Genomic DNA, 19,776 nt, shown 5'->3' with positions numbered 1-19,776 from the left:
TCAATTTTTATACTAATTAATCTGGAGGTATTTTAATGACAGATAGTAATCAAATCAACCCTTATTCAGCTTGTCCTGATGCCTATGGATGTCCTGTTGAAGCAACACTTGCGGTAATTGGTGGTAAATGGAAAGGTGTTATTTTATATCACCTTATGTCAGGAACGAAGCGTTTCAATGAATTTAGACGTTTGATGCCCGATATTACTCAAAGAATGTTAACGTTACAACTCCGTGAATTAGAGAAGGATGGTATAATCCATAGAGAAATCTTTAAAGAAGTACCACCCAAAGTAGAATATTCGCTAACTGAATTCGGTCGTACACTTGAACCAATAATAAAACTTATGAGAGATTGGGGAGAGCAGTATAATTTGAAAAAATAATATTTTCTTTGAGTAAAATAAATATGTAAATATATAAAACAACCAGGTCACATCAGACCTGGTTGTTTTATATATTATTATTTAACGTATTGTGTTTTTTTAATAACCGAAATTAATGCTACCCCTACTACACATATAAATCCAATAAATAACAATAAAAATCCTATTGGAATAAGAAAGAATGGTTCTTCTAATGTACCATCAGGTGCTACATTACTCCCTTTCATCATAAAGATTAAAAAACTAAGTACTCCTAATATAATTGGTGTTGATGCAAAAATATATTTTTTCATAACTTTTTTCCTCCATTCTAAATATTTTAATGTAAAAAGTTTTGATTCTTCCACTGCTTCTTCCTACAACTTGCTGTAACAATTATAAACCCGAAATATATTCTAAATCAATCTTTTTTTATTGATAAACAATAAATTTTTATTTCTATTCAACTTATTTTAAATTGACATTTTAATATTCTACCTATAAAATGACCATAACCTCATTGTTAATTTGGAAGGGTGATTTTTTTGTACTATGAAGATTTAATGCAATGGAAAGGTTATTTGTTTTTAGATAATATAGTAGAGCCAGGGACAAACTCTTTAAGAATTTCTATTAATAGAGCTTCCATTAGTTCAAAAGGCGAGGATGTAAGTTTTGATGAAAATACATTTAATGATGTCCATCCTATTGAAATTGATAAGACATTGCCGGTCATACATTTAGAATTCGATACATATGTAGCCTACTCTGTTTTTGACGAATCTTTTCATTTTGTAAATCAAGAAGATAATTTCTTGGGTAACTCAGTACGTCTTTTTACAAAATCAACTTATTTAGATTTCATAAGTAAAGGGACTATAGCTCTCGATATATATTCCTACAAGGAGCTATTCCATTATCAGATTGTGTGTTTAGACCATATAATTGATATTGTTTCATTTGATAAACCTACTATTTTAAGCAGCTAAAGTTTTTAAACAGTCAACGAGTTTTGTTGACTGCTTTTTTATTTCTATCAAAAAATAAATACATAATTCTATTAAACTCTTCCTCTCTTCATTAAATCTAGTATAAACTCACTATCTATTGCATATTCTATTAAATAGAAAACTAAAGGAGGACATTGTAGTGAGCAATTCAGAAATCGATAATCTCTTAAAAAATAAAACCATTACGTCACTTTCTACATCTCTCCCGAAAAATATCAAAACTATTAAAAACTCAATCGGTAACAGCAATGATATTATTATCCGTGAATTTTTGATTGGTAAACCTATAGAAGTACCAATAGCTATTATTTATACAGATGGTCTTGCTGATAATACCTCGATTACTGACTTTATATTAGAATCTATTATCTCTGATTTTGAGGTAACATCAGATACTACTTCACAAGAAATTGTAGATCGATTAAAAACATATTGCTTAACTGTAGGGAGTATAAAAAATGTTTCAGATTTCCCTTCATTGTTTAACGCTATTTTAAGTGGAGAAACCGTTTTATTATTAGAGGGACTTGCTATAGGCATCTCTACAAGTACAAAAAGCTCTAAAGATAGATCTATCACAGAACCGGTAACAGAAGCTGTTATTAGAGGGCCCAGAGAATCATTTACCGAGACATTACGAACCAATACAGCTTTAATTAGACGCAAAATAAAAAGTCCTAATCTTTGGATAAAAACAAGAGTTATTGGTGAAGTTACCCAAACGGAAATAGCCATTATGTATATAAATGGTATTGCAAATGAAAAAATAGTGAAGGAAGTGCTCAAAAGATTAGATAGAATTGACATAGATGGCATTCTGGAGAGTGGTTATATTGAACAATTAATTCAAGATTCAAAGTTTACTATATTTCCTACTGTTTATAATTCCGAGCGTCCAGATGTTATAGCTGGAGAATTGCTTGAAGGTAAAATTGCTATTTTAGTAGATGGTACACCTTTTGTTTTAATCGTACCTGCTTTATTCACTTCTTTTTTACAATCTGCAGAAGATTATTATCAAAGCGCTTTTGTCAGTTCATTTATTCGACTTATTCGGTTTTTAGGTATCAGCCTTGCCTTGGTTGCCCCTTCTCTCTATATTTCTCTAACGACTTTTCATCAAGAAATGATTCCAACACGCCTACTTATCAGTATATATGCACAGCGAGAAGGTGTTCCTTTCCCTGCATTTGTAGAGGCTTTAATTATGGAAATTGCATTTGAAGTGTTAAGGGAAGCAGGATTAAGGATGCCTAGAATGATTGGATCCGCAATCTCTATAGTCGGAACACTAATCATTGGCCAAGCAGCCGTTGAGGCAGGTATTGTATCAGCAGCAATGGTTATTATTGTTGCTTTGACAGCCATTTGTAGTTTTCTTTTCCCAGCCTATGGTCTATCCAATTCTATCCGTATTTTACGTTTCCCATTAATGGTGTTAGCAGCTATGTTTGGACTGTTTGGAGTTTTTGTAGGAATTATGCTTTTGATTATCCATCTATGTAGTTTGCGTTCTTTTGGTGTTCCATACATGAGCCCATTTGCACCTTTAATACCAAAAGATCAAAAAGATGCGCTCATTATTTTTCCACGACGTTCCTTACTCACACGTCCACGATTGATCAGTCAAATTAATAATGTTAGAGGGCGTAAAAATTAGTAATAATTAACTGTTAAATGAGGTTACATTATGAAGAAAAACTTAATCGTTCTTTCATTGATTTTTCTAATTTTAATTCTTAGTGGTTGTTGGAGTAAACGTGAATTAAATGATTTAGCTCTTGTCGCTGCGCTAGGTATAGACTTTATTGATGGTGAATATGCCATTTCGGTACAAGTAATTGATCCTAGTCAAGTCTCTTTAAAATCGGCTAATGGACAAGCACCAGTAGTTACTTATCATGCCGAAGGAAAAACTGTATTTGAAGCAGTTAGAAAAATATTAGCTTTATCTCCAAGAAAACTATATTTTGCCCATTTACAGCTAGTTGTTGTTGGAGAAGAATTAGCAGACAAAGGTATACGAGATTCTGTTGATTTTCTAGCAAGAGATCAGGAGATTCGAAATGACTTTACTATAATTGTCTCTCAGCAAGCAACTGCAAAGGATGTCTTAAATGTATTAACTCCCATAGAAAAAATACCTGCAAGTAGGATGTTAAATTCTCTTAAAATCACGCAAGATGCATGGGGCTCTACTTTAGAAGTCGATGTTGAAGATTTAGTGACAGATTTAGGAGTAAATGATCAGTATTTTGTTTTATCAGCAATTGAAGTTCTAGGGGATAAAACTTTAGGAATTGACCAAACAAATGTTGAAAGAATTGAAACGCCAGTAAAACTAAAGTTTACGGGCCTCGCCATTTTTAAAGAGGATAAATTATTAGGCTACATCGATGAATATAACAGTAAAAGTTTTAGTTATTTAAACGATAATATTAAATCAACAATTGAAATTATCTCCTGTCCTTCAGATGGAGAGCTAACAACCGAAATTACTCAATCTAAAACGAAAACAAAAGGAATTTTTAAGGACGGCAAACCGACTATAAACATTAACATTGATATTGTTCAAAATGTTGCTGAGGTGAAATGTGATATTGATTTAACAGACATAAAAACGATCGATTGGATTAATAATCAAACTGAAAAACACATTAAAAAAAATACTAATCAAGTGCTGAATATATTTCAAGAAAATTATCAGGCAGATGTACTTGGCTTTGGAGAAGCGATTCATCGTGCTAATCCTACAGAATGGAGAAAAATTAAAGACGACTGGCAAACCATTTATCCTGAGGTAGAAGTAAATGTTAAGGTTAATGTCTATACACGGGGGTTAGGAACTTTGCAAAACTCAAAATTAAAGGAGTAAAATTGACTATGTTTATCACCTTAGGCATATTAATAATTTCAATTGTTATTGTTGTTATTGAACTTCCAAAATTAAAAAAAGGTGGCACTAAATTAATTTGGACATTCTCTATTTTGTTATTCATGGGGACATTCTTAAATATTGCTGTAGTTTTTAATGCTCTAATTATCAGCCCATTGGAGCCTATCATGTATATTTTCCAACCAATCAGTAACTTGCTAAAAGAAACATTGTTAAATAAAAATAACTTATAAGAGGCATTTATATGGAAAAACAGTTGATAAGTTCACGTCAATTCACAATACTTGTTATTTTCTTCACAGTTGGGACAGGAATATTAATTATTCCCGCAAGCCTAGCGCTGGAAGTAAAGCAGGATGCTTGGATTGTAGCCACCATAGGTACAATATTAAGCTTACTTTTAATAAAGCTTTATATCACTTTATCCAATAAAATGATGAATCTTTCTCTTACAGAAGTAACTGAAAAATTTTTGGGGAGCTTTATAGGAAAAATTATATCTTTAGCATTCGTGCTGTTAACACTTCTGTCATCAGGTGAGCTACTATACTTTATTGGTAATTTTTTACAAACAGAAGTGATGCCGGAAACGCCGCCGGTTGTATTTTCTATACTTTTTAGTTTTATTATTCTATTTGCAGCATATCAAGGTATAGAAGTTTTTGCGCGTACTTTAGAAATACTGTTTCCGATTTTCTTGTTTGTTTTTATTATTTTCCTGTTCTTTGTTTCTCCCCAAATAGATATTAAAAATGTACAACCAGTTTTTGAAGTATCCATTCCGCCATTAATATATAGTGTGTTACATTTCATGGGCTTGTTTTCATTTCCATTAATTGTTCTATTAATGATTTTTCCTTCTGCTATTAATAATCTTGAATCTGGGAAAAAGGGCTTTTACATTGGAATAATAGTTGGAGGATTTATTATAACAGCTTTTATAGCTTTATCTATATTAGTATTAGGTGTAACTAATACTACTTTAAGAACATTTCCGAGTTATACATTAGCGCAAAGAGTTTCTGTAGGAAACTTTTTACAACGCGTTGAAATTATTATGGCTTTTATATGGATGGTTACAATATTTGTAAGAGCTTTTATGTATTTTTATGCTTCTTTAATTGGATTAAGTCACATACTTAAACTAAAGGAGCATAGACCGTTAATCCTTCCACTTGGAATGATTTCCATAGCTCTTTCTCAAATTGTTCATGCGAATATCATTCATTCTGATCAATACAACCAGCAGACTTGGCCACTAGCTATAGCCGTTTTTGCTATTTTATTACCATTATTACTGCTATTCGTAGCTAAGTTCAGAAGATTAAAAAACAAAGACGTAGATAGCGATATTAAAAACGTTTAATAACATGATATAGACGATAAGGTAAAATGCATAAAAAAAACCTCTATACAATTGGAGGCTTTTAATAATGATTTTATTTATAGTAATTAATATATCATACTTAAAATGAATCATAATAATGTCCCATCCACTGTCTTTTCTTATAGGAAAATCAGTGGATGGTCAATATCTATAAATATAAATACCTACTCTTTATGAAGGTACAATGCTTTTCCGTCCTCCATATCTTTCAATAAATCATTGCTTATTATTGCCTCTCCAGTAACTCCTTCTAGTCCCTGAATAACAGTTCCTTCGTTTACGCTTGTATACTTATCACCTTTTGTAGAAAGCACAACATAATTGCCTTTTGCTCCTCCTCCAGAGTTCATAACAACGATTTCTTTGTTTCCGTTTGTAACTTTATCACTTATAATTATTGGTGTTTCCAAAGCATTTTATGTATTTAAAAATATTAACAAAGAAAAAGAATCTATTCACATTTGTATCAAACTAAAAATAAACAACTTAATTATTAAAATAACCACTCATCCTAATATAGAATCAGATTAGTGGTTCCCATAATTAACAAGTTATCCATTGAACCATTTGTTTTATGACAAATGGATGCCAGTCGTCTGGGTATGTGCTGTTGGAAACAACATACTCTACTCGCTCCAAACTAGTTACTTTAAATGTACACGTTCTGCCTATTTTAGATTCATCTATCAATACATACGTTTCATTGGCTTGCATTATCATGAGTTTTGTTAATTGCGCTTTTTCTTTGTCAAAGCAAGTTAATACCGACTTGGAGTTTATAGCATCCACAGAAACAAATGCTTTATTGACAGATAAATTTTTTAAAATTTCTTCTGATATTAAGCCGCTTGTTCTAAAATGTTGCGCGTTCACTATCCCACCAATAAAAATAACTTCACCATTAAACAGTTTATTATTTCTTGCGATAATTAATTTTTCCACTATGGAAAAAGAGTTAGTAATAATCGTTAAATTTTCAACATGCCTTAAAAAATTTACTAAATGAAGGGTTGTGCTTCCTTCATCAATTAGTATGACATCACCTGTTTGAACAAATCTTGCAGCTTGATAAGCAATTCTTTTCTTCTCTTCAATATTTATAATATTTCTTTCAAACATTGTTGGTTCCTGTAAAGATGAGTGAGATACTTTGATAGCACCACCATAAACTTTTTTTAATTTATTTTGTTTATCAAGTTCTAATATATATCGGCGTATCGTTTCTGTAGAAACGTTTAGTGTGTCAGACAATTCAGCAGATTTCACTTTTCCATGTCGATCTAACAATTGTAAAATAATTCTTTTTCTTATTTCACTTAAAACGGACATAAAGCAACCTCTATTCATTTACTTTTCTCAAATCAACTTTTTTATTGTATTTAACACAAAATTATTATACTATTTTTTGTAAATATGACTTTACTAATATGTTAATATATTGTTTATAATATCTTATCTTTATACAATGAAGTCTTTTTCAGGTGCTTATGAATTATGGCAGTACATACAAAATTTTTTAGTAGAGAATGTCTTCTCTGACGCAATAACGAATTAGCACCGGAACATTTTTGAGTAGGGCTATAGTACTTAATCATTAACCGTACCCCGCCTGCTACATAAAACTATCCAATAATAAGGCTCGGACATAAGTATATTATCAAAGAAAAACTAAAAAATTTCACATCAGATAAGCGCGAGAAATCAACGTTTCTAAAATTGATTTCTCTCGCGCTTTGTGACGTTTTGACCAGATATGTCCCGGCCTAATAAATATATTTTAGTTTAATAAATCCTTCATATCCAAATCCTCAAGAATATCTTCAAGCGTTTGTCCTCCATGCTTCTCTTTTGGAATTGGTGCATTTTCTATTTTTTTATTTACCCTTAAGTAATTTTCTACAATTATTTTCATATCTTTAACATCTATGGCTCCATCTTTATTAATATCTGCTTTTTCTGGGCCCTTACCAGGCTTATTGATATGATTTCTCAAGAAAAAAGCATCTTTAATATCTATGACATTGTCACCATTTACATCGCCAATAAATTGGTTTGGCATTTCATCATCATAAACGTTTAAATCTATAGTAAATTGGTTGTCGGCACGGAATAGCTTATCCTTCTTAACTGAATACCAGTTTACTTCTACATCGTTGCTTCCCTCTTTGAAGGTCATAAGCATTATCATCCCTAGATCATAAGGCTTCATAAACTGTGCATCAACTAATATTTGTTTAATGGAGTTACCATGATCACCAATATCTTCTCTCACAACTAAATCCTCGCTACCAATATGTCCAGCCGTTACTAGAAAAATATTTTTATGCATCCTTACAAACTTATCCCATACTTGATCTCCATTATTGGCATCAGAAATGTATCTTCCTGGGTTATCCATATGATCAAGCGAATGATGTTCTCCATTGTGATATAAGTAAGAGTGAGTGTTTACAATAATTTTTTTTTCTCCATTATTTTTTGCTAATTGGTTAGCCCATTCTAGCACTTCATCTCGTGGGCCATATTCTAAATTAATCACCATATACTCTACTCCATATATATCGAAGAAAGAATATGTATTTTCCATCTTTCCTTTTTCAAAAGCACCACCAAATGTAGGAGCTTTTGAATATTTATCAAAGGAGAAGTACTGGTTGAAATTAGTTGTAGAACGTTTATACTGATCGTTGTAATCATGATTTCCTGGTACAAAAACATAAGGCACAACATCATCTAAATATGACATGCCTTCCTGAACCGTTTGCCACTCTTTTATACTACCAGGGTTATTAACTAAATCCCCTACTTGCATCACAAGTTCTAAATTTAAATTGTCTTTATTGTCTTTAAACCAATTCATATATTCTTTAAATTCACTTGGGAAATGTTCAACAAAATACTGTGTGTCAGGAATTACAGCAATTGAGTAGTCCCCCTTTGCAAAATCAGGATCAATCCAGTTGCTAACCTCATTATCATACTCATGAGCATGGTTCTTCTTCTTTGAACGATCTGGATACACTCCCTCTTTTCCATCATCCAACTTCCAATTACTGATTAATCCTTCTTCGTTTCCTTCTAAAGCTTTATTATAATTTGCTTTAATTTCTTCGGAAGTTCTAGCAGTTGACCATAACCGAACATCAGCTATTTCACCATTAAAATTATATTCAGGCTTACCATCAGCTGTGTAACCTCTATAATCCGAGCCGATTTTTAGTTCTTCTCTAGGAGGAATACTTGGAATAGGTACATTAATAGATTGTTCGTTAATTTTTTTCCCGTTTATATATGTCGTTCCAATACTCTGCTTGTCATCCAATACCATGGCAACATGTACCCAATCACCTAAATTGACATTCACATTTGTTGAATAATCAAGTGTATGAGCGGTATGAGCTTGCCAATAAATTCTTGGATTACCGTTGCTAGTAATTTCAAAATTGAATCTGGATTTGTCTTTATAGTATTCGTGGTAATAGTTTCCTATGATATTCCCTACACGTTTTTCTTTTGGCGTATCTGCTGGAATTTTCACCCATGCTTCAACTGTACGAGGAGCTTCTGTAATAGGTTCGTCTGCTGCAATCTCCAAGTCACCCTTTGAAAAATCAATACCTGTTCCTTTATAAGCACTCTCTTCTGGTATTTCTATTACAGACTCTTTTTGGAACCCAAATGCCACTCCATCAATTTTTCCAGCTTTATCATAGACATTAGGACTATCATATGCGGAATCATCTAACATCCAAGTATGCGTTAACCCTTCTTCATTACCTTTAATGTCTACATCAACGTTATCTTTAATCTCTTCCAACGTACGAACATCGTCCCATAAACGAACTTCTTTTATTTCAGCATTCGGGTGATACTGATCCCTAGTATCTTTACCGATACTATGATAATTTTCAAAAGCAAGATCTTCCACTAAATCTACGTTATCAAACGAAGCTATTTCTTTTCCATCTTGAATAAAGACTATTTTTTTATTCGAAACGTCTCTAATTATAGCAAGATGTGTCCATTCACCTGTTGTAATATTTGCTTCTACTGTTTTTTTATCAATAGTTCCAAATTGATTTATTTCATAATATCTAAGTTGATTATCCGCTGTTATTTCAATATTATATGCAGTTTTGTTTCCTGATTTAAAATTTCCAAACAATATTTGACGCTGATTTAGATTTGGCACAAATTTCACAGTCATCTCATAAGTTGATGGAACATTTTCCAATACTTTATTTAACTGCACTGAGTTTTTCTTTGCAGTGTCAAAGAATAGCCCTTCTAATTTACTTGTTTCAACAAGTAGCTGAGTAAGTGGTTCCCTCTCAGCGATTTGAGATTCTGCTAATACTGAGCTTTGACCTAACATTAATAATGCTAAAGTAGAAGATAATACCGCTTTTGACTTATTCACGAAAAACTTCCTTTCTTTTAAAAAAGTTTGTGTAGCCCATAAATTATTTCCATCATTGGTTTGCAGAAAAGTATAAATCTTACTAATCAAATTTTGATTACACCCTAATTCCTCACCTCCTTTGTTGTTATTTTTGCTTTATAGTGCAAGAATAATCTGTTTTTTGCTGTTTTACAATCTAACTAGCACTTTCTTTACATAACATTAACTTTATTCACATAGAAAACACGGAATAATTACTTTGTACAAATTTTCTCTTTTGCTGTATTTTGCATTTTTGAAATAAATGATAATATTTAAATTAGAGATAAGAGCAGTTATTTATTGCAAGAATAAGGGAGGGTATAAAATTGTTACAAGAACATAGACATCAAAAAATAGAAATATATTTAAAACAACAGAAAGCTGTAAAAGCTACTGAACTTGCGACATTATTAAATGTATCTATAGACACAGTTCGACGGGATTTAGAAACTCTTGAAAAAAAAGGCACCATTAAACGAGTACATGGTGGAGCCATTTTGAAACAAAATAATAACAATGTACTTAATAAATTATTTGTTGAAAGGGAAGTAGAAAATTTAGAAAAGAAACAAGAGGTAGCATCTGTAGCAGCTGAACTAATTGAAGAGGGACAGGCAATAGCATTAAATGGTGGAACAACTACCATTGAAATCGCCAAGGTTCTAGTAGAAAAATTCCATCGTTTAACCATAATTACAAACGATATTCGTATTCTAAGTATTTTAGGAGCGAATAAAAATTTCAAGGTCATTCTTTCTGGTGGTTTCTATAACCCAGATGAATATACTTTATACGGGAAACAATGCGAAGAAATTCTCTCAAATTTTAATATTGATACTGCGTTTATTACAGTTAATGGGTTATCCTTAAAAAACGGCTTAACAGATTTTAGAATCCACGAAGTAGATGTCATTAAAGCTATCCTTTCTCGATCAAATCATAAAATTGTTGTGGCTGATTCAACAAAATTTGAGACTTCTTCTTATATAAACATCTGTCCTTTAAATGAAATTGATCTCATTGTTTCCGATAGTTCCATTTCATCTAAAACAATAGAAGTCTATAGTAGTCATAATATAAGAATTATTTCTCCAAATTAAAACTCTAAAGGAAGCAGAAAAAAGTAAAGCGCAAAGGATGTAATACTCATCCCTGCGCTTATTAACTTGCACGTTACTAGATTATCTTACTTCATATAGTTGCGGATTGTCGATCAAGCCTTGGTCCTTTCAAATCCATACATAAATAAACATGAAACGTTTAATGTGTTATTGAAAAGCTCCATGCACAATTGTTAACTCACTCCAAATGTTAGACACATTCTAACATTTGAACATGATAGGAAACTGAATGAAGAAAAAATATACGTATGCCCAGCTATCTTTGTGTTATTTTTTTAACTATTTAAGCGCTCATTAATTTTATCGATTAACTCAGGTAGCTCATTCATTGTACGAATTGTATAATGCGCCCCTAGGTCTTTAAATTTTTGGGCGGTCGTTTCTATGATTTGTTCCTTTTGCTCAGGAGTCAATGCTTCATACTCTTCCTGGCTTAAGCCCATTTCAGAACTTCCAATCACTACACCAACAGCCCAAACCCCTGCATTTAATGCTTCACTTATATCTGAAATTGTGTCACCAATTTTAATAACTTGTTGTACAGTCTGTAATTGGAGCTGCTCCATATTACGATAGATCATGTATGGATATGGTCTTCCTAAAGAGTTAGTTGCATCAGGTGTAATATAAAAATCTGGACTATAGCCTTTTGCCTTAGCATTTGTTACAACGACATCCATCATCATTTGTGTATAACCTGTTGTCGAACCAATTTTTAGCCCTCTACTACGCAATTGCGTAACAGCATCTATTACGTGATCAATCGGATCTGTAAAGGTAGCCAACGTTTTCATTAAGCTCTCTTCAAATTTTACATAAAGCTTCTTTACATCCTGTTCAGTAAAGGGTCTTCCGTGTACCTCCTGCCAAAGCTGTTCAATTCTTGGCATTTGAAGCATCGTACGGATATGATCGATTTTAAGCATTCCCATCGGTTTTCTTGCTTCATCAATCGTGACTTTAATACCTGCATCCTCGAAAATTTCTACAAAAACATTGACCGGTGCCATACAGCCAAAGTCCACAGTTGTTCCTGCCCAATCCAAAATAATTCCTTCAATCGCTTTCATATTATGTCCTCCAAACAGTCTTCCCTATTAAGCCTTCACTGGGAAGAAACGTTTTTTTAATTGTGTTGACGTAATTTCTAATAGAATCGCGATGATTAAAATAAAGTATGTAATCATCCCTGCCTCACGCAAATCAAAATAGAAGCTTGATGCCATAAATAATTCAAACCCAATGCCACCTGCACCAGCCGCTGCACCCATTGCAACTGCTACGCCAAAATTAATCTCAAAGCGTAAAAATACCCATGATAGTAAATAGGTAAATGTCGTAGGAATGACTGCATGAATAATGATGTGCCACCATTTTGCCCCACTAGCACGTAAAGCCTCAATTATTCCTGAATCCATTTCCTCAAAAGCCTCAGAAAATGCCTTTACTAAATAAGCTACAGAATGCAGTAGCATACCTAATACCGCGGCTTCACTCCCTAATCCAGCAGAAATTGCAAAAATCAATACCCATAGAACGGTGGGTACCGCACGAATAAATGCCATGACCATTCGTACAATTTTTGACAACCATTCATTTGATAAATTCGTAGCTGCCATTAAAGCTAATCCTAATGCAATCACTGCTCCTATAATTGTTGATAAAAAAGCAAGACCAACTGTGATGCCAATCTGGTAAAATGCTTCTCCCCAACTAAAATGCGAAAGCCCAGGTTCTAAAATCATTACTTTAATATTGCTTAACGTATCAACAATCGCTGTTTTTAGCTCTAGCCCTTTATAGTTAAATATGAAGAACGCAAAAATTGTTGATAGCGTAAATACTAGTAGCATCACACGGATATAAATATCTGCTCGTGAATATTTCCTTAACGGAATATGCCTTTTGCGAGGCGGATTATTTTCCATAGCCTGTACCATTTATAAAATCACCTTTCGCACATGATTGGAACACACATCAATAACAATAACGGCTACTACGATACAAAGTGTAATGAGTGATATTACATTGTAGTTCAGCATTTTATAATAAATATCAAACACATAGCCGATGCCAGTACCAGTTAAAATGCCTATCAGTGTTGCATTACGAATGTTTGTTTCAATCATAAATAAGATCCAGCTAATAACCTGTGGTAAACACTGTGGCAATACGCCCTTAAAGACTATTTGGAAATATGTTGCTCCAGTTGCTTGTAAGCCTTCAATAGACTTATCACCTGCTTCATCGATAGACTCGATAAATGCACGTGTTAGGAAGCCTGTTGAGCCGACAAATAAAGCTAAAAAACCTGTCACCGAATTTTGTCCAAACGATAATAATAATACAAGCGCCCAGACAACAACTGGAATATTTCGCGAAAGCGATGCTACAAACCGAGAAAATAGCATTAACGGTTTATTAATCATCGTTTTAGAAGAGCCAAATAACCCAAAAAATAGTGCTATGATTGCCCCAAATACAGTAGCAGCAATAGACATAAATATCGTTTCAAATAATGATGCAAGTATAGTCGGTAATTTTTCTAATGACTCACCTGTTACAAATAAATTCGATAACATCCACAACAGAGCATCTGGCAAGGTAATCATGCCTTCTACAACATTGAATTGAGTGATGGCAGCAGAGCCATAGGTAAATAACACAATAGTGATTAGAAAAAACCATATATGCCAGTTACTACGTTTCAGTTTGTTGTCAATCATGTTAGATCTCCTTATATCATGATTAAATCTTGCATGTTCGAACTATAAATATTTTGGATTTCCAAGTTCGTCAGTGCAGCACTGCGATTATTGAAGACAATATTGCCTTTGTTTAAGCCAATGATACGGTCCGAATAATGCTGCGCTACCTCCACCTGATGTAGATTAACGACTACAGCAATTCCTAGCTCAGAGGAAATCATCTTCAAGTAATCCATAATGATTTTTGAAGAGTTCGGATCTAACGAGGCAATTGGTTCATCACATAATATTAGTGAAGGCTCCTGTATAAGCGCTCGACAAATTCCGACTCGTTGCTGCTGTCCCCCACTTAATTGGTCACAACGTTTATAAGCATGCTCCTCAATGCCAAGCTTTTCTAAGAGAAAGAAGGCACGCTCCTTTTCCTTCTGCGTATAGCGATTAAAAATTCCCTGCAAAGTTGTTTTATAACCAAAACGACCATGCAGTACATTTTCTAATACAGTAAGACGTGGAACTAAATTATAATGCTGAAAAATCATGCCGATTTTAGTGCGTACTTTTCGTAGCTCCTTTTTATTTAGTTGACCGATATTTTGTTCATCAAATAGGATTGTTCCTTGATTAAAATTCACCATTCGATTAATACAGCGTAGTAACGTTGATTTTCCTGCACCCGAAGGACCAATAATGGAAATAAACTCACCTGGATAAACTTCAAAGCTAATATCCTTTAACACTTTTGTTTCTTCGTTATAAAACTTCTCTACTTTATTAACCTGCAATAATGGTATCATCTCGAATATCCTCGCTTTTTAATGTCGCTAATTATTTTGTTAATTCACGAATCGGGTTAAACCATGCATCCTCAACTTTAAGGAAACCCTCATTATCTTCTTTTGTGAATAATGTTGCAGTCTCACTATCCTCTGAACCAAAAATCTTCTTGTTATTTGAAAATTCATCCGAAGTAAACAAGGCTTGAATTGTATCAAAATCTTCCTGACCCATAGTTTCTAAATTCGCAACGAATGGTTCGTTTAATACAGGAGTTACATTCATTAAAGCAAAATCTTTACCTGCAACTGTGTTAAATGGCTCTGCTGCATTTTCTTTTACTGTGTAAACAGCACCCAGTGTGTTTGCTTCTCCGTCTTTAAGGTCCACATATTCTTCTACGCATGTATCACAAAATGCAGCTATATCTACATCATCTTTTAACAAGTTCACCGCTGATCCCTGGTGAGAGTTACCAAATAATACTTGCTCAAATAATCCACCAGCACCTGTCATGATGCTTTCCTCAGATAAGTCTGCGTATTTACCCGTTTCTGAGAAATGCTTAATGATTGTTGAGGAAGGTACTTTAAACCCTGATGTTGAGCTATTAGATACAAATGAAATCGATTTCCCTTCAACTGTATCTAATGAAAATTCATCATCCTTTTTGAATGCATCCTGCTCATTTACATCTACAGCTAACCAGCTATAATAAATTGCATCATCTAATGTTCCAGATGCGCCAGATTGTACTGCTAACGGAATAACAGCATCATTTTTTTTCTTTGCTTCAATATAGCTGTTTGAACCCATAAAACCCATATCTGCATTGCCATTTGCAATTGTTTCAATCGCAATAGCATAGTCTGTCGTTAAGTGATGTTTCACTTCCTTACCTGTTGCTTTCTCAATTAATTCGCCTATTTCATCACGTGATGCTTTTAAATCAGAGCCTGATTCATTTGGATACCAAACAATGTCGATTTTGTCATCTACCTTACCTTCTGATGTTTGTCCAGAGCATGCTGCTAAAGCGATTGATAGTGCTAAAACTGATGACATTAATAGTGTTTTCTTCATTGTTCTCTACCTTCCTATTCATAAATTGAGATTAAAATATTTTTTACATCCGCTTCTGTTAATGGGACCGGATTATTATCCATACGACCTTTTGTAAACGCATTTTCTACAATGCGATTGATACTTTCATGTGTTCCTTTGTATTGCACAAGTCTTGTAGCAAAACCCGCTCTTTCTTGCACGTTTTCTATCCATTGCTGTATTTCATTAAAAGAACGATGACCAAATGCTTCTAGTAGTTGTTGTTTTTCAGGGATACTCTCATAATTAATAGCTAACACTTTTGCTAATGTTAAGCTTGCTGCCACACCATGTGAAATCCCAAGCTCCATCGTTAATGGGTAAGAAATGGAATGGCAAGCTGTTGTACGTGTATTACTAAAGGCCAAGCCTGCAAACATACTTGCTAAAGCAATTTCACGTCGATATTCTAAATTACTTGGTACTTGAATTAGGAGTTCTAAGTATTGCATAATTCGCTTAATGGCCTCTTTTGCATAAACTCTAGAAATATCATTCGATTTATTTGACCAATAGGCCTCTGTTGCATGACATAAAGCGTCCAAAGTTGTCGAAACAGTAATACTAACTGGTAATGAAGTTGTTAGTGTATGATCAAAAATTGCTGCATAGGCATATAATGATGGGTTATCAATTGATAGTTTAATTCCTAGCTTTTCATACCAAATTGTTGCCCAGCATGTTAGCTCAGAGCCAGTTCCAGAAGTAGTAGGAATTCCAATCCAAGGTATGGTCTGTTCGTTATTCTTGTAGTATTTTTTCTCAATAATTGTCAACAGCTGTTGATGGTTTTCAATTTGCATTCCTTTAATCGCAACTAATGATTTGGATAAATCTAATACACTTCCCCCTCCAATGCCTACGATACAATCAAAATCTAATTCTTTTGTCTGATTGAACAACGAGAATAGATCATCTACAGTAGGATTGGAAATTTCAATATCTACTTGCTGCATTTCATAATGCTGTAGACAGTTTCTCAGTTCAGCTCTTTCTGGCGAGTTATTAAAATTCCCCCCACGAGTAAGTAAAAGCACTTTTGTTACCTTTTGGGGCATTTCTTCAATTACTCGCTTTAAAACCTTTAATTCCCCAATATTTATTTTCACTGGATTAAAAAAAGTTCCCATTAAATCACTCTTCTTCCCTATTAATCTACTACTTTTTTGCATTTAACTTTTTTAACTCTTTGCACACCATTTGCTTACAATTGCAATATTAATCGTCTTTTTGCTGTTTTTCAATCCATTCTGAAATATCTTTACACCAATTTATTAAATTTACAAAACATTAATATTCCACAAAATACCTATATTTATATGTAAAAATTTATAATTTGGTAGCATAGAGTATAGAAAACGAAGTATGCATCTTTTTGCAAGATATAAAACATTACCGAACTAAAGTCTTATAAAAAAGCAAAAAGCCGCAAAAACATCTGAGTTTGCAGCTATTTTTAATATCTTCATTGAGCCTATAAGTAGAAATTTAGAAATACTAGAGAAAAGGGCATCAAGCCTTGGTCAAATATTTTAAAAAAACCCAGTCTCAAATTTATTTGAGTACTGGATTCTTTGGTTGGTATATATCAGATGCCTCATCAACTTTTCTCTAAGCTAAAGAAGGATTGGAAAGTGCAGTATATCGTAATAATCTTAATAAGGAAATACTATCAAAGAAGTTAAAGAAGCTTTGAGGGAATCATACTAAGTTACATCAAAAGAACCTTTTGTAAAAAATAGACAATTTTGCAATCTTAAATTAAGTAATGACATTGCTAGTAGTTCCTTTAGCAGTTTTTTATACTATAGGTTTGTATTTTACAAGATAGATTTCTTGAAAAAAGAGGGCATTTGCTCTTTGAAGAGACACAAACATAGCAGTAGTAAATTGACATACTCTCACCCTTTTACTATTAAAAATACGCTACTCGGTGTGTGAGTAGCGTTACTGACCAATATGAAATAATCTCTTAAGAGGTTAGCCCCTTCTTGTTATTAAATTACTCATAATTTCATTTATTTTTTAACATAAGTTTTAAAATATTTTTTGCAAACTCTTCAAATGAAGTATTCTTTCCACGCTGGTTATACCACTTTCGAATCGTTTCTACTAACCAAAACGGCACAGAATTTCCATCTATTAAATGATAGTATTGCTCATATCCTTTTTTTAAATGCTCCCATCGATGATCATTACCTTGTAGTGTGTATTCAGAGACATCAATTATTTTTGCCCTTCCATTTTGTAGTAAAATATTTTTCAAATGAATATCACGAGGGTTAAGTCCCTTCTTCCGAACATATTCTCTTGCTTCCTCCACTTCATTTATAACCTGTTTTGGAATGTGAATACCCTGAAGAATGCAGTCAAAGAGCGTTTTTCCTTCTTCGTAGCTTAAAACCAGGTATTCGTTGTATGCAGCAAAACATGTTGAAAAGTAAGGTGATTCTTCTAATACTTGATAAACCGTTGCTTCAACTTTTACTTTGTGTACTTTGTCTTTGGCATATATTTTAAATGCATAAGCCGGCACAGAAAGAGACTGAAAAACAGCTGCATCTGTACCAACACCTATACATTTCAAATCATTAGCTTCACCACATATGGTTACCGGCTCGTTATTTGGATTTGAAAAAACTTTTATTTTAGAAAGAGAACCTATAGCTTTGTCCCAGTCGTTTTCCATATCATTTCTCCCATCATTTGCATTGAAGAAAACTACGCTATCTAATTACTCAATACCGCTTTTAACAATATTCAGTCTACACATTGATCTTTAACTAACACCCGTTAAAGATTAGGCGGTACTATCTTCCTACTTTTTCACCACATTCTAAATATCACACTTAAATCTCAAGTACCTACACTTTCTCTTTAATTTTAAAACGTTGGGAACTAATATAAGTTCCCATATACATTTCTCCTCATGGAAGTATACTGCTTCGTTAGCTGCAGAAGAACCAGTTCTACCCTCTTACGCCTCCATCAGTAACATTTACCCTAAACCACCTTGATTAAAAACTTTCAAAGTGATTTGATGTGGCTCTATTGTTAGCCTTATTTATTAATATTATCATCAATGTCGGTCTGTCTTTTCCTAATATTTAGGTTTTTATAAATACCAAGAGAGGAAAACCTTATCGCACCATCTTGCCTCCCATTTTACAAGATAAATTTTTGAGTACCTAATCTATAACGAATGTAACATCTATTACTTTTGTAAGAATTATATTGTAGTTATTAATGCTATAATGTTTGTGCATCAGCAAACTGATATTAAAAATACTGAATGAATTTTCAAAAACCCCCATTTATTAACTATAAAGGTTATAATAAAGTATAAAAAATGCTAAATTAAACCTATTTCAAATTTAACTAAAGTGTTTGACTTAAAATATTTTGTAATTAAGGAGAATTATTAATGCAAATTCAAGCCAGTAATACATTAAATTATTTGAAAACAGAGGTAAATAAAAATATAAAAAATGAAAGTCTCTTAGATTTATTTGGAATTAAAAATATACATAAAGACAAAGACGAAAACGAGAAAAATATCAAACCTAAATTTGAAACCAGATATGAAGATGGTTATATACGGACATATCTTGTGAAATCGAATGGACAAAAATTAGTTAGATTACTTGTTAAGGAGGTTAAACAAACCTCAGAAAACATGAAAGAGTCCATAGATTTAGAGGATATGTTGATACAAGAGCTTGAAAAGTTATCTAATCCCAAAAAATATGAACATAATACTTCTATTTTTGAAAAAGAAAAAAATAATTATAAATATAAAACAGGTATTTGAGGACGAACAGTAAAAACCCTGATTAGAATTGATTATTAATTTGCTAGGTTTAGAAATCCTTATTTATTGCTTATTGCCACAATCCAAAGATTGTGGCAATAAATTCATATAAGGCACGAAGCCCCTGCATCACTCCATCATCTGTTTTACAAT

General features: G+C 32.9%; 19 protein-coding genes. 8 read left to right on the top strand and 11 right to left on the bottom strand.

The genetic code is table 11. From position 1 onward, the window contains the following. Nucleotides 1-35: 35 nt before the first annotated feature. The gene (locus AC1Q6O_RS08810) at nt 36-386 is read left to right on the top strand and encodes a winged helix-turn-helix transcriptional regulator (RefSeq protein ID WP_008174966.1); all 351 of its coding nucleotides are present in this window, start codon (nt 36-38) and stop codon (nt 384-386) included. A gap of 77 nt (nt 387-463) precedes the next feature. Here AC1Q6O_RS08810 and AC1Q6O_RS08805 read toward each other — a convergent pair whose 3' ends face one another. After that, entirely contained in the window at nt 464-679 is a 216-nt protein-coding gene (locus tag AC1Q6O_RS08805; protein ID WP_008174967.1) for a DUF3955 domain-containing protein, read from the bottom strand. Between the two features lie 249 nt (nt 680-928). Between AC1Q6O_RS08805 and AC1Q6O_RS08800 the strand changes: the two genes are divergently transcribed. The 5 genes from AC1Q6O_RS08800 to AC1Q6O_RS08780 all read left to right on the top strand — a co-directional run bounded on the left by AC1Q6O_RS08800 (nt 929) and on the right by AC1Q6O_RS08780 (nt 5,637). Further along, nucleotides 929-1,354, top strand: coding sequence for a hypothetical protein (locus tag AC1Q6O_RS08800; RefSeq protein WP_258955253.1), 426 nt, complete (start codon nt 929-931; stop codon nt 1,352-1,354). Nucleotides 1,355-1,514: 160 nt separating this feature from the next. Further along, nucleotides 1,515-3,035 carry a spore germination protein gene (locus tag AC1Q6O_RS08795; protein WP_090001647.1) on the top strand — a complete coding sequence of 507 codons (1,521 nt, stop codon included), beginning with the start codon at nt 1,515-1,517 and terminating at the stop codon, nt 3,033-3,035. A 30-nt stretch (nt 3,036-3,065) separates the two neighbouring features. Further along, nucleotides 3,066-4,250, top strand: a complete 1,185-nt coding sequence (locus AC1Q6O_RS08790; RefSeq protein ID WP_492401055.1) for a Ger(x)C family spore germination protein — start codon at nt 3,066-3,068, stop codon at nt 4,248-4,250. An 8-nt stretch (nt 4,251-4,258) separates the two neighbouring features. Continuing rightward, complete coding sequence (locus AC1Q6O_RS08785; RefSeq protein WP_089984630.1) at nt 4,259-4,504, top strand: hypothetical protein; 246 nt, start codon at nt 4,259-4,261, stop codon at nt 4,502-4,504. 11 nt (nt 4,505-4,515) lie between these two features. After that, nucleotides 4,516-5,637, top strand: a complete 1,122-nt coding sequence (locus AC1Q6O_RS08780; RefSeq protein ID WP_089984632.1) for a GerAB/ArcD/ProY family transporter — start codon at nt 4,516-4,518, stop codon at nt 5,635-5,637. 185 nt (nt 5,638-5,822) lie between these two features. On the opposite strand, the gene AC1Q6O_RS08775 is transcribed toward AC1Q6O_RS08780, so the two are convergent. The 3 genes from AC1Q6O_RS08775 to AC1Q6O_RS08765 all read right to left on the bottom strand — a co-directional run bounded on the left by AC1Q6O_RS08775 (nt 5,823) and on the right by AC1Q6O_RS08765 (nt 10,168). Then, nucleotides 5,823-6,068 (bottom strand): hypothetical protein, encoded by a 246-nt coding sequence (locus AC1Q6O_RS08775; protein WP_008174979.1) that lies wholly within the window; start codon nt 6,066-6,068, stop codon nt 5,823-5,825. A 133-nt stretch (nt 6,069-6,201) separates the two neighbouring features. After that, the gene (locus tag AC1Q6O_RS08770; RefSeq protein ID WP_492401054.1) at nt 6,202-6,987 is read right to left on the bottom strand and encodes a DeoR/GlpR family DNA-binding transcription regulator; all 786 of its coding nucleotides are present in this window, start codon (nt 6,985-6,987) and stop codon (nt 6,202-6,204) included. Nucleotides 6,988-7,435: 448 nt separating this feature from the next. Continuing rightward, complete coding sequence (locus tag AC1Q6O_RS08765; RefSeq protein WP_492401053.1) at nt 7,436-10,168, bottom strand: LamG-like jellyroll fold domain-containing protein; 2,733 nt, start codon at nt 10,166-10,168, stop codon at nt 7,436-7,438. A gap of 260 nt (nt 10,169-10,428) precedes the next feature. On the opposite strand from AC1Q6O_RS08765, the gene AC1Q6O_RS08760 reads away from it, so the two are divergent. Next, nucleotides 10,429-11,202: a DeoR/GlpR family DNA-binding transcription regulator gene (locus AC1Q6O_RS08760; protein WP_008174992.1), complete on the top strand. Its 774-nt coding sequence runs from the start codon at nt 10,429-10,431 to the stop codon at nt 11,200-11,202. Between the two features lie 296 nt (nt 11,203-11,498). Here the strand turns inward: AC1Q6O_RS08760 and phnX are convergent, their stop codons facing one another. From phnX to AC1Q6O_RS08725, 7 genes are all read right to left on the bottom strand, one after another. Beyond that, nucleotides 11,499-12,293 carry a phosphonoacetaldehyde hydrolase gene (gene phnX, locus AC1Q6O_RS08755; RefSeq protein ID WP_008174994.1) on the bottom strand — a complete coding sequence of 265 codons (795 nt, stop codon included), beginning with the start codon at nt 12,291-12,293 and terminating at the stop codon, nt 11,499-11,501. 27 nt (nt 12,294-12,320) lie between these two features. Continuing rightward, nucleotides 12,321-13,163, bottom strand: a complete 843-nt coding sequence (locus tag AC1Q6O_RS08750) for a PhnE/PtxC family ABC transporter permease (RefSeq protein WP_008174996.1) — start codon at nt 13,161-13,163, stop codon at nt 12,321-12,323. After that, nucleotides 13,164-13,949, bottom strand: a complete 786-nt coding sequence (phnE, locus tag AC1Q6O_RS08745) for a phosphonate ABC transporter, permease protein PhnE (RefSeq protein WP_043989855.1) — start codon at nt 13,947-13,949, stop codon at nt 13,164-13,166. It abuts the gene before it with no gap. Nucleotides 13,950-13,960: 11 nt separating this feature from the next. Beyond that, nucleotides 13,961-14,725 carry a phosphonate ABC transporter ATP-binding protein gene (gene phnC, locus AC1Q6O_RS08740; protein WP_043989894.1) on the bottom strand — a complete coding sequence of 255 codons (765 nt, stop codon included), beginning with the start codon at nt 14,723-14,725 and terminating at the stop codon, nt 13,961-13,963. A 34-nt stretch (nt 14,726-14,759) separates the two neighbouring features. Continuing rightward, nucleotides 14,760-15,791 (bottom strand): PhnD/SsuA/transferrin family substrate-binding protein, encoded by a 1,032-nt coding sequence (locus tag AC1Q6O_RS08735; RefSeq protein WP_492401052.1) that lies wholly within the window; start codon nt 15,789-15,791, stop codon nt 14,760-14,762. Between the two features lie 14 nt (nt 15,792-15,805). Continuing rightward, nucleotides 15,806-16,984 (bottom strand): phosphonoacetaldehyde reductase, encoded by a 1,179-nt coding sequence (locus AC1Q6O_RS08730; protein ID WP_171364783.1) that lies wholly within the window; start codon nt 16,982-16,984, stop codon nt 15,806-15,808. A gap of 842 nt (nt 16,985-17,826) precedes the next feature. Further along, the gene (locus AC1Q6O_RS08725; RefSeq protein ID WP_008175015.1) at nt 17,827-18,501 is read right to left on the bottom strand and encodes a serine/threonine protein kinase; all 675 of its coding nucleotides are present in this window, start codon (nt 18,499-18,501) and stop codon (nt 17,827-17,829) included. Between the two features lie 735 nt (nt 18,502-19,236). Here AC1Q6O_RS08725 and AC1Q6O_RS08720 point away from each other — a divergent pair. Further along, a complete protein-coding gene (locus AC1Q6O_RS08720; RefSeq protein WP_492401051.1) occupies nt 19,237-19,623 on the top strand; it encodes a hypothetical protein in 387 nt (128 codons plus the stop codon). Nucleotides 19,624-19,776: the final 153 nt, after the last annotated feature.

The sequence above is a fragment of the Lysinibacillus sp. GW823-FHT06C08 genome (assembly GCF_058795135.1).
The sequence above is the reverse complement of the archived record's forward strand: the minus strand, read 5'-3'. Positions and strand labels throughout refer to the sequence as shown.

What these genes read in the sequence shown, in the direction of transcription:
- AC1Q6O_RS08780 (WP_089984632.1), top strand. Translation starts at nt 4,516, where the DNA reads ATGGAAAAACAGTTGATAAGTTCACGTCAATTCACAATACTTGTTATT.
- AC1Q6O_RS08750 (WP_008174996.1), bottom strand. Translation starts at nt 13,163, where the DNA reads ATGGTACAGGCTATGGAAAATAATCCGCCTCGCAAAAGGCATATTCCG.
- AC1Q6O_RS08800 (WP_258955253.1), top strand. Translation starts at nt 929, where the DNA reads ATGCAATGGAAAGGTTATTTGTTTTTAGATAATATAGTAGAGCCAGGG.
- phnE (WP_043989855.1), bottom strand. Translation starts at nt 13,949, where the DNA reads ATGATTGACAACAAACTGAAACGTAGTAACTGGCATATATGGTTTTTT.
- AC1Q6O_RS08730 (WP_171364783.1), bottom strand. Translation starts at nt 16,984, where the DNA reads ATGCAAAAAAGTAGTAGATTAATAGGGAAGAAGAGTGATTTAATGGGA.
- AC1Q6O_RS08805 (WP_008174967.1), bottom strand. Translation starts at nt 679, where the DNA reads ATGAAAAAATATATTTTTGCATCAACACCAATTATATTAGGAGTACTT.
- phnX (WP_008174994.1), bottom strand. Translation starts at nt 12,293, where the DNA reads ATGAAAGCGATTGAAGGAATTATTTTGGATTGGGCAGGAACAACTGTG.
- AC1Q6O_RS08785 (WP_089984630.1), top strand. Translation starts at nt 4,259, where the DNA reads ATGTTTATCACCTTAGGCATATTAATAATTTCAATTGTTATTGTTGTT.
- AC1Q6O_RS08770 (WP_492401054.1), bottom strand. Translation starts at nt 6,987, where the DNA reads ATGTCCGTTTTAAGTGAAATAAGAAAAAGAATTATTTTACAATTGTTA.
- AC1Q6O_RS08790 (WP_492401055.1), top strand. Translation starts at nt 3,066, where the DNA reads ATGAAGAAAAACTTAATCGTTCTTTCATTGATTTTTCTAATTTTAATT.
- AC1Q6O_RS08725 (WP_008175015.1), bottom strand. Translation starts at nt 18,501, where the DNA reads ATGGAAAACGACTGGGACAAAGCTATAGGTTCTCTTTCTAAAATAAAA.
- AC1Q6O_RS08810 (WP_008174966.1), top strand. Translation starts at nt 36, where the DNA reads ATGACAGATAGTAATCAAATCAACCCTTATTCAGCTTGTCCTGATGCC.
- AC1Q6O_RS08720 (WP_492401051.1), top strand. Translation starts at nt 19,237, where the DNA reads ATGCAAATTCAAGCCAGTAATACATTAAATTATTTGAAAACAGAGGTA.
- AC1Q6O_RS08735 (WP_492401052.1), bottom strand. Translation starts at nt 15,791, where the DNA reads ATGAAGAAAACACTATTAATGTCATCAGTTTTAGCACTATCAATCGCT.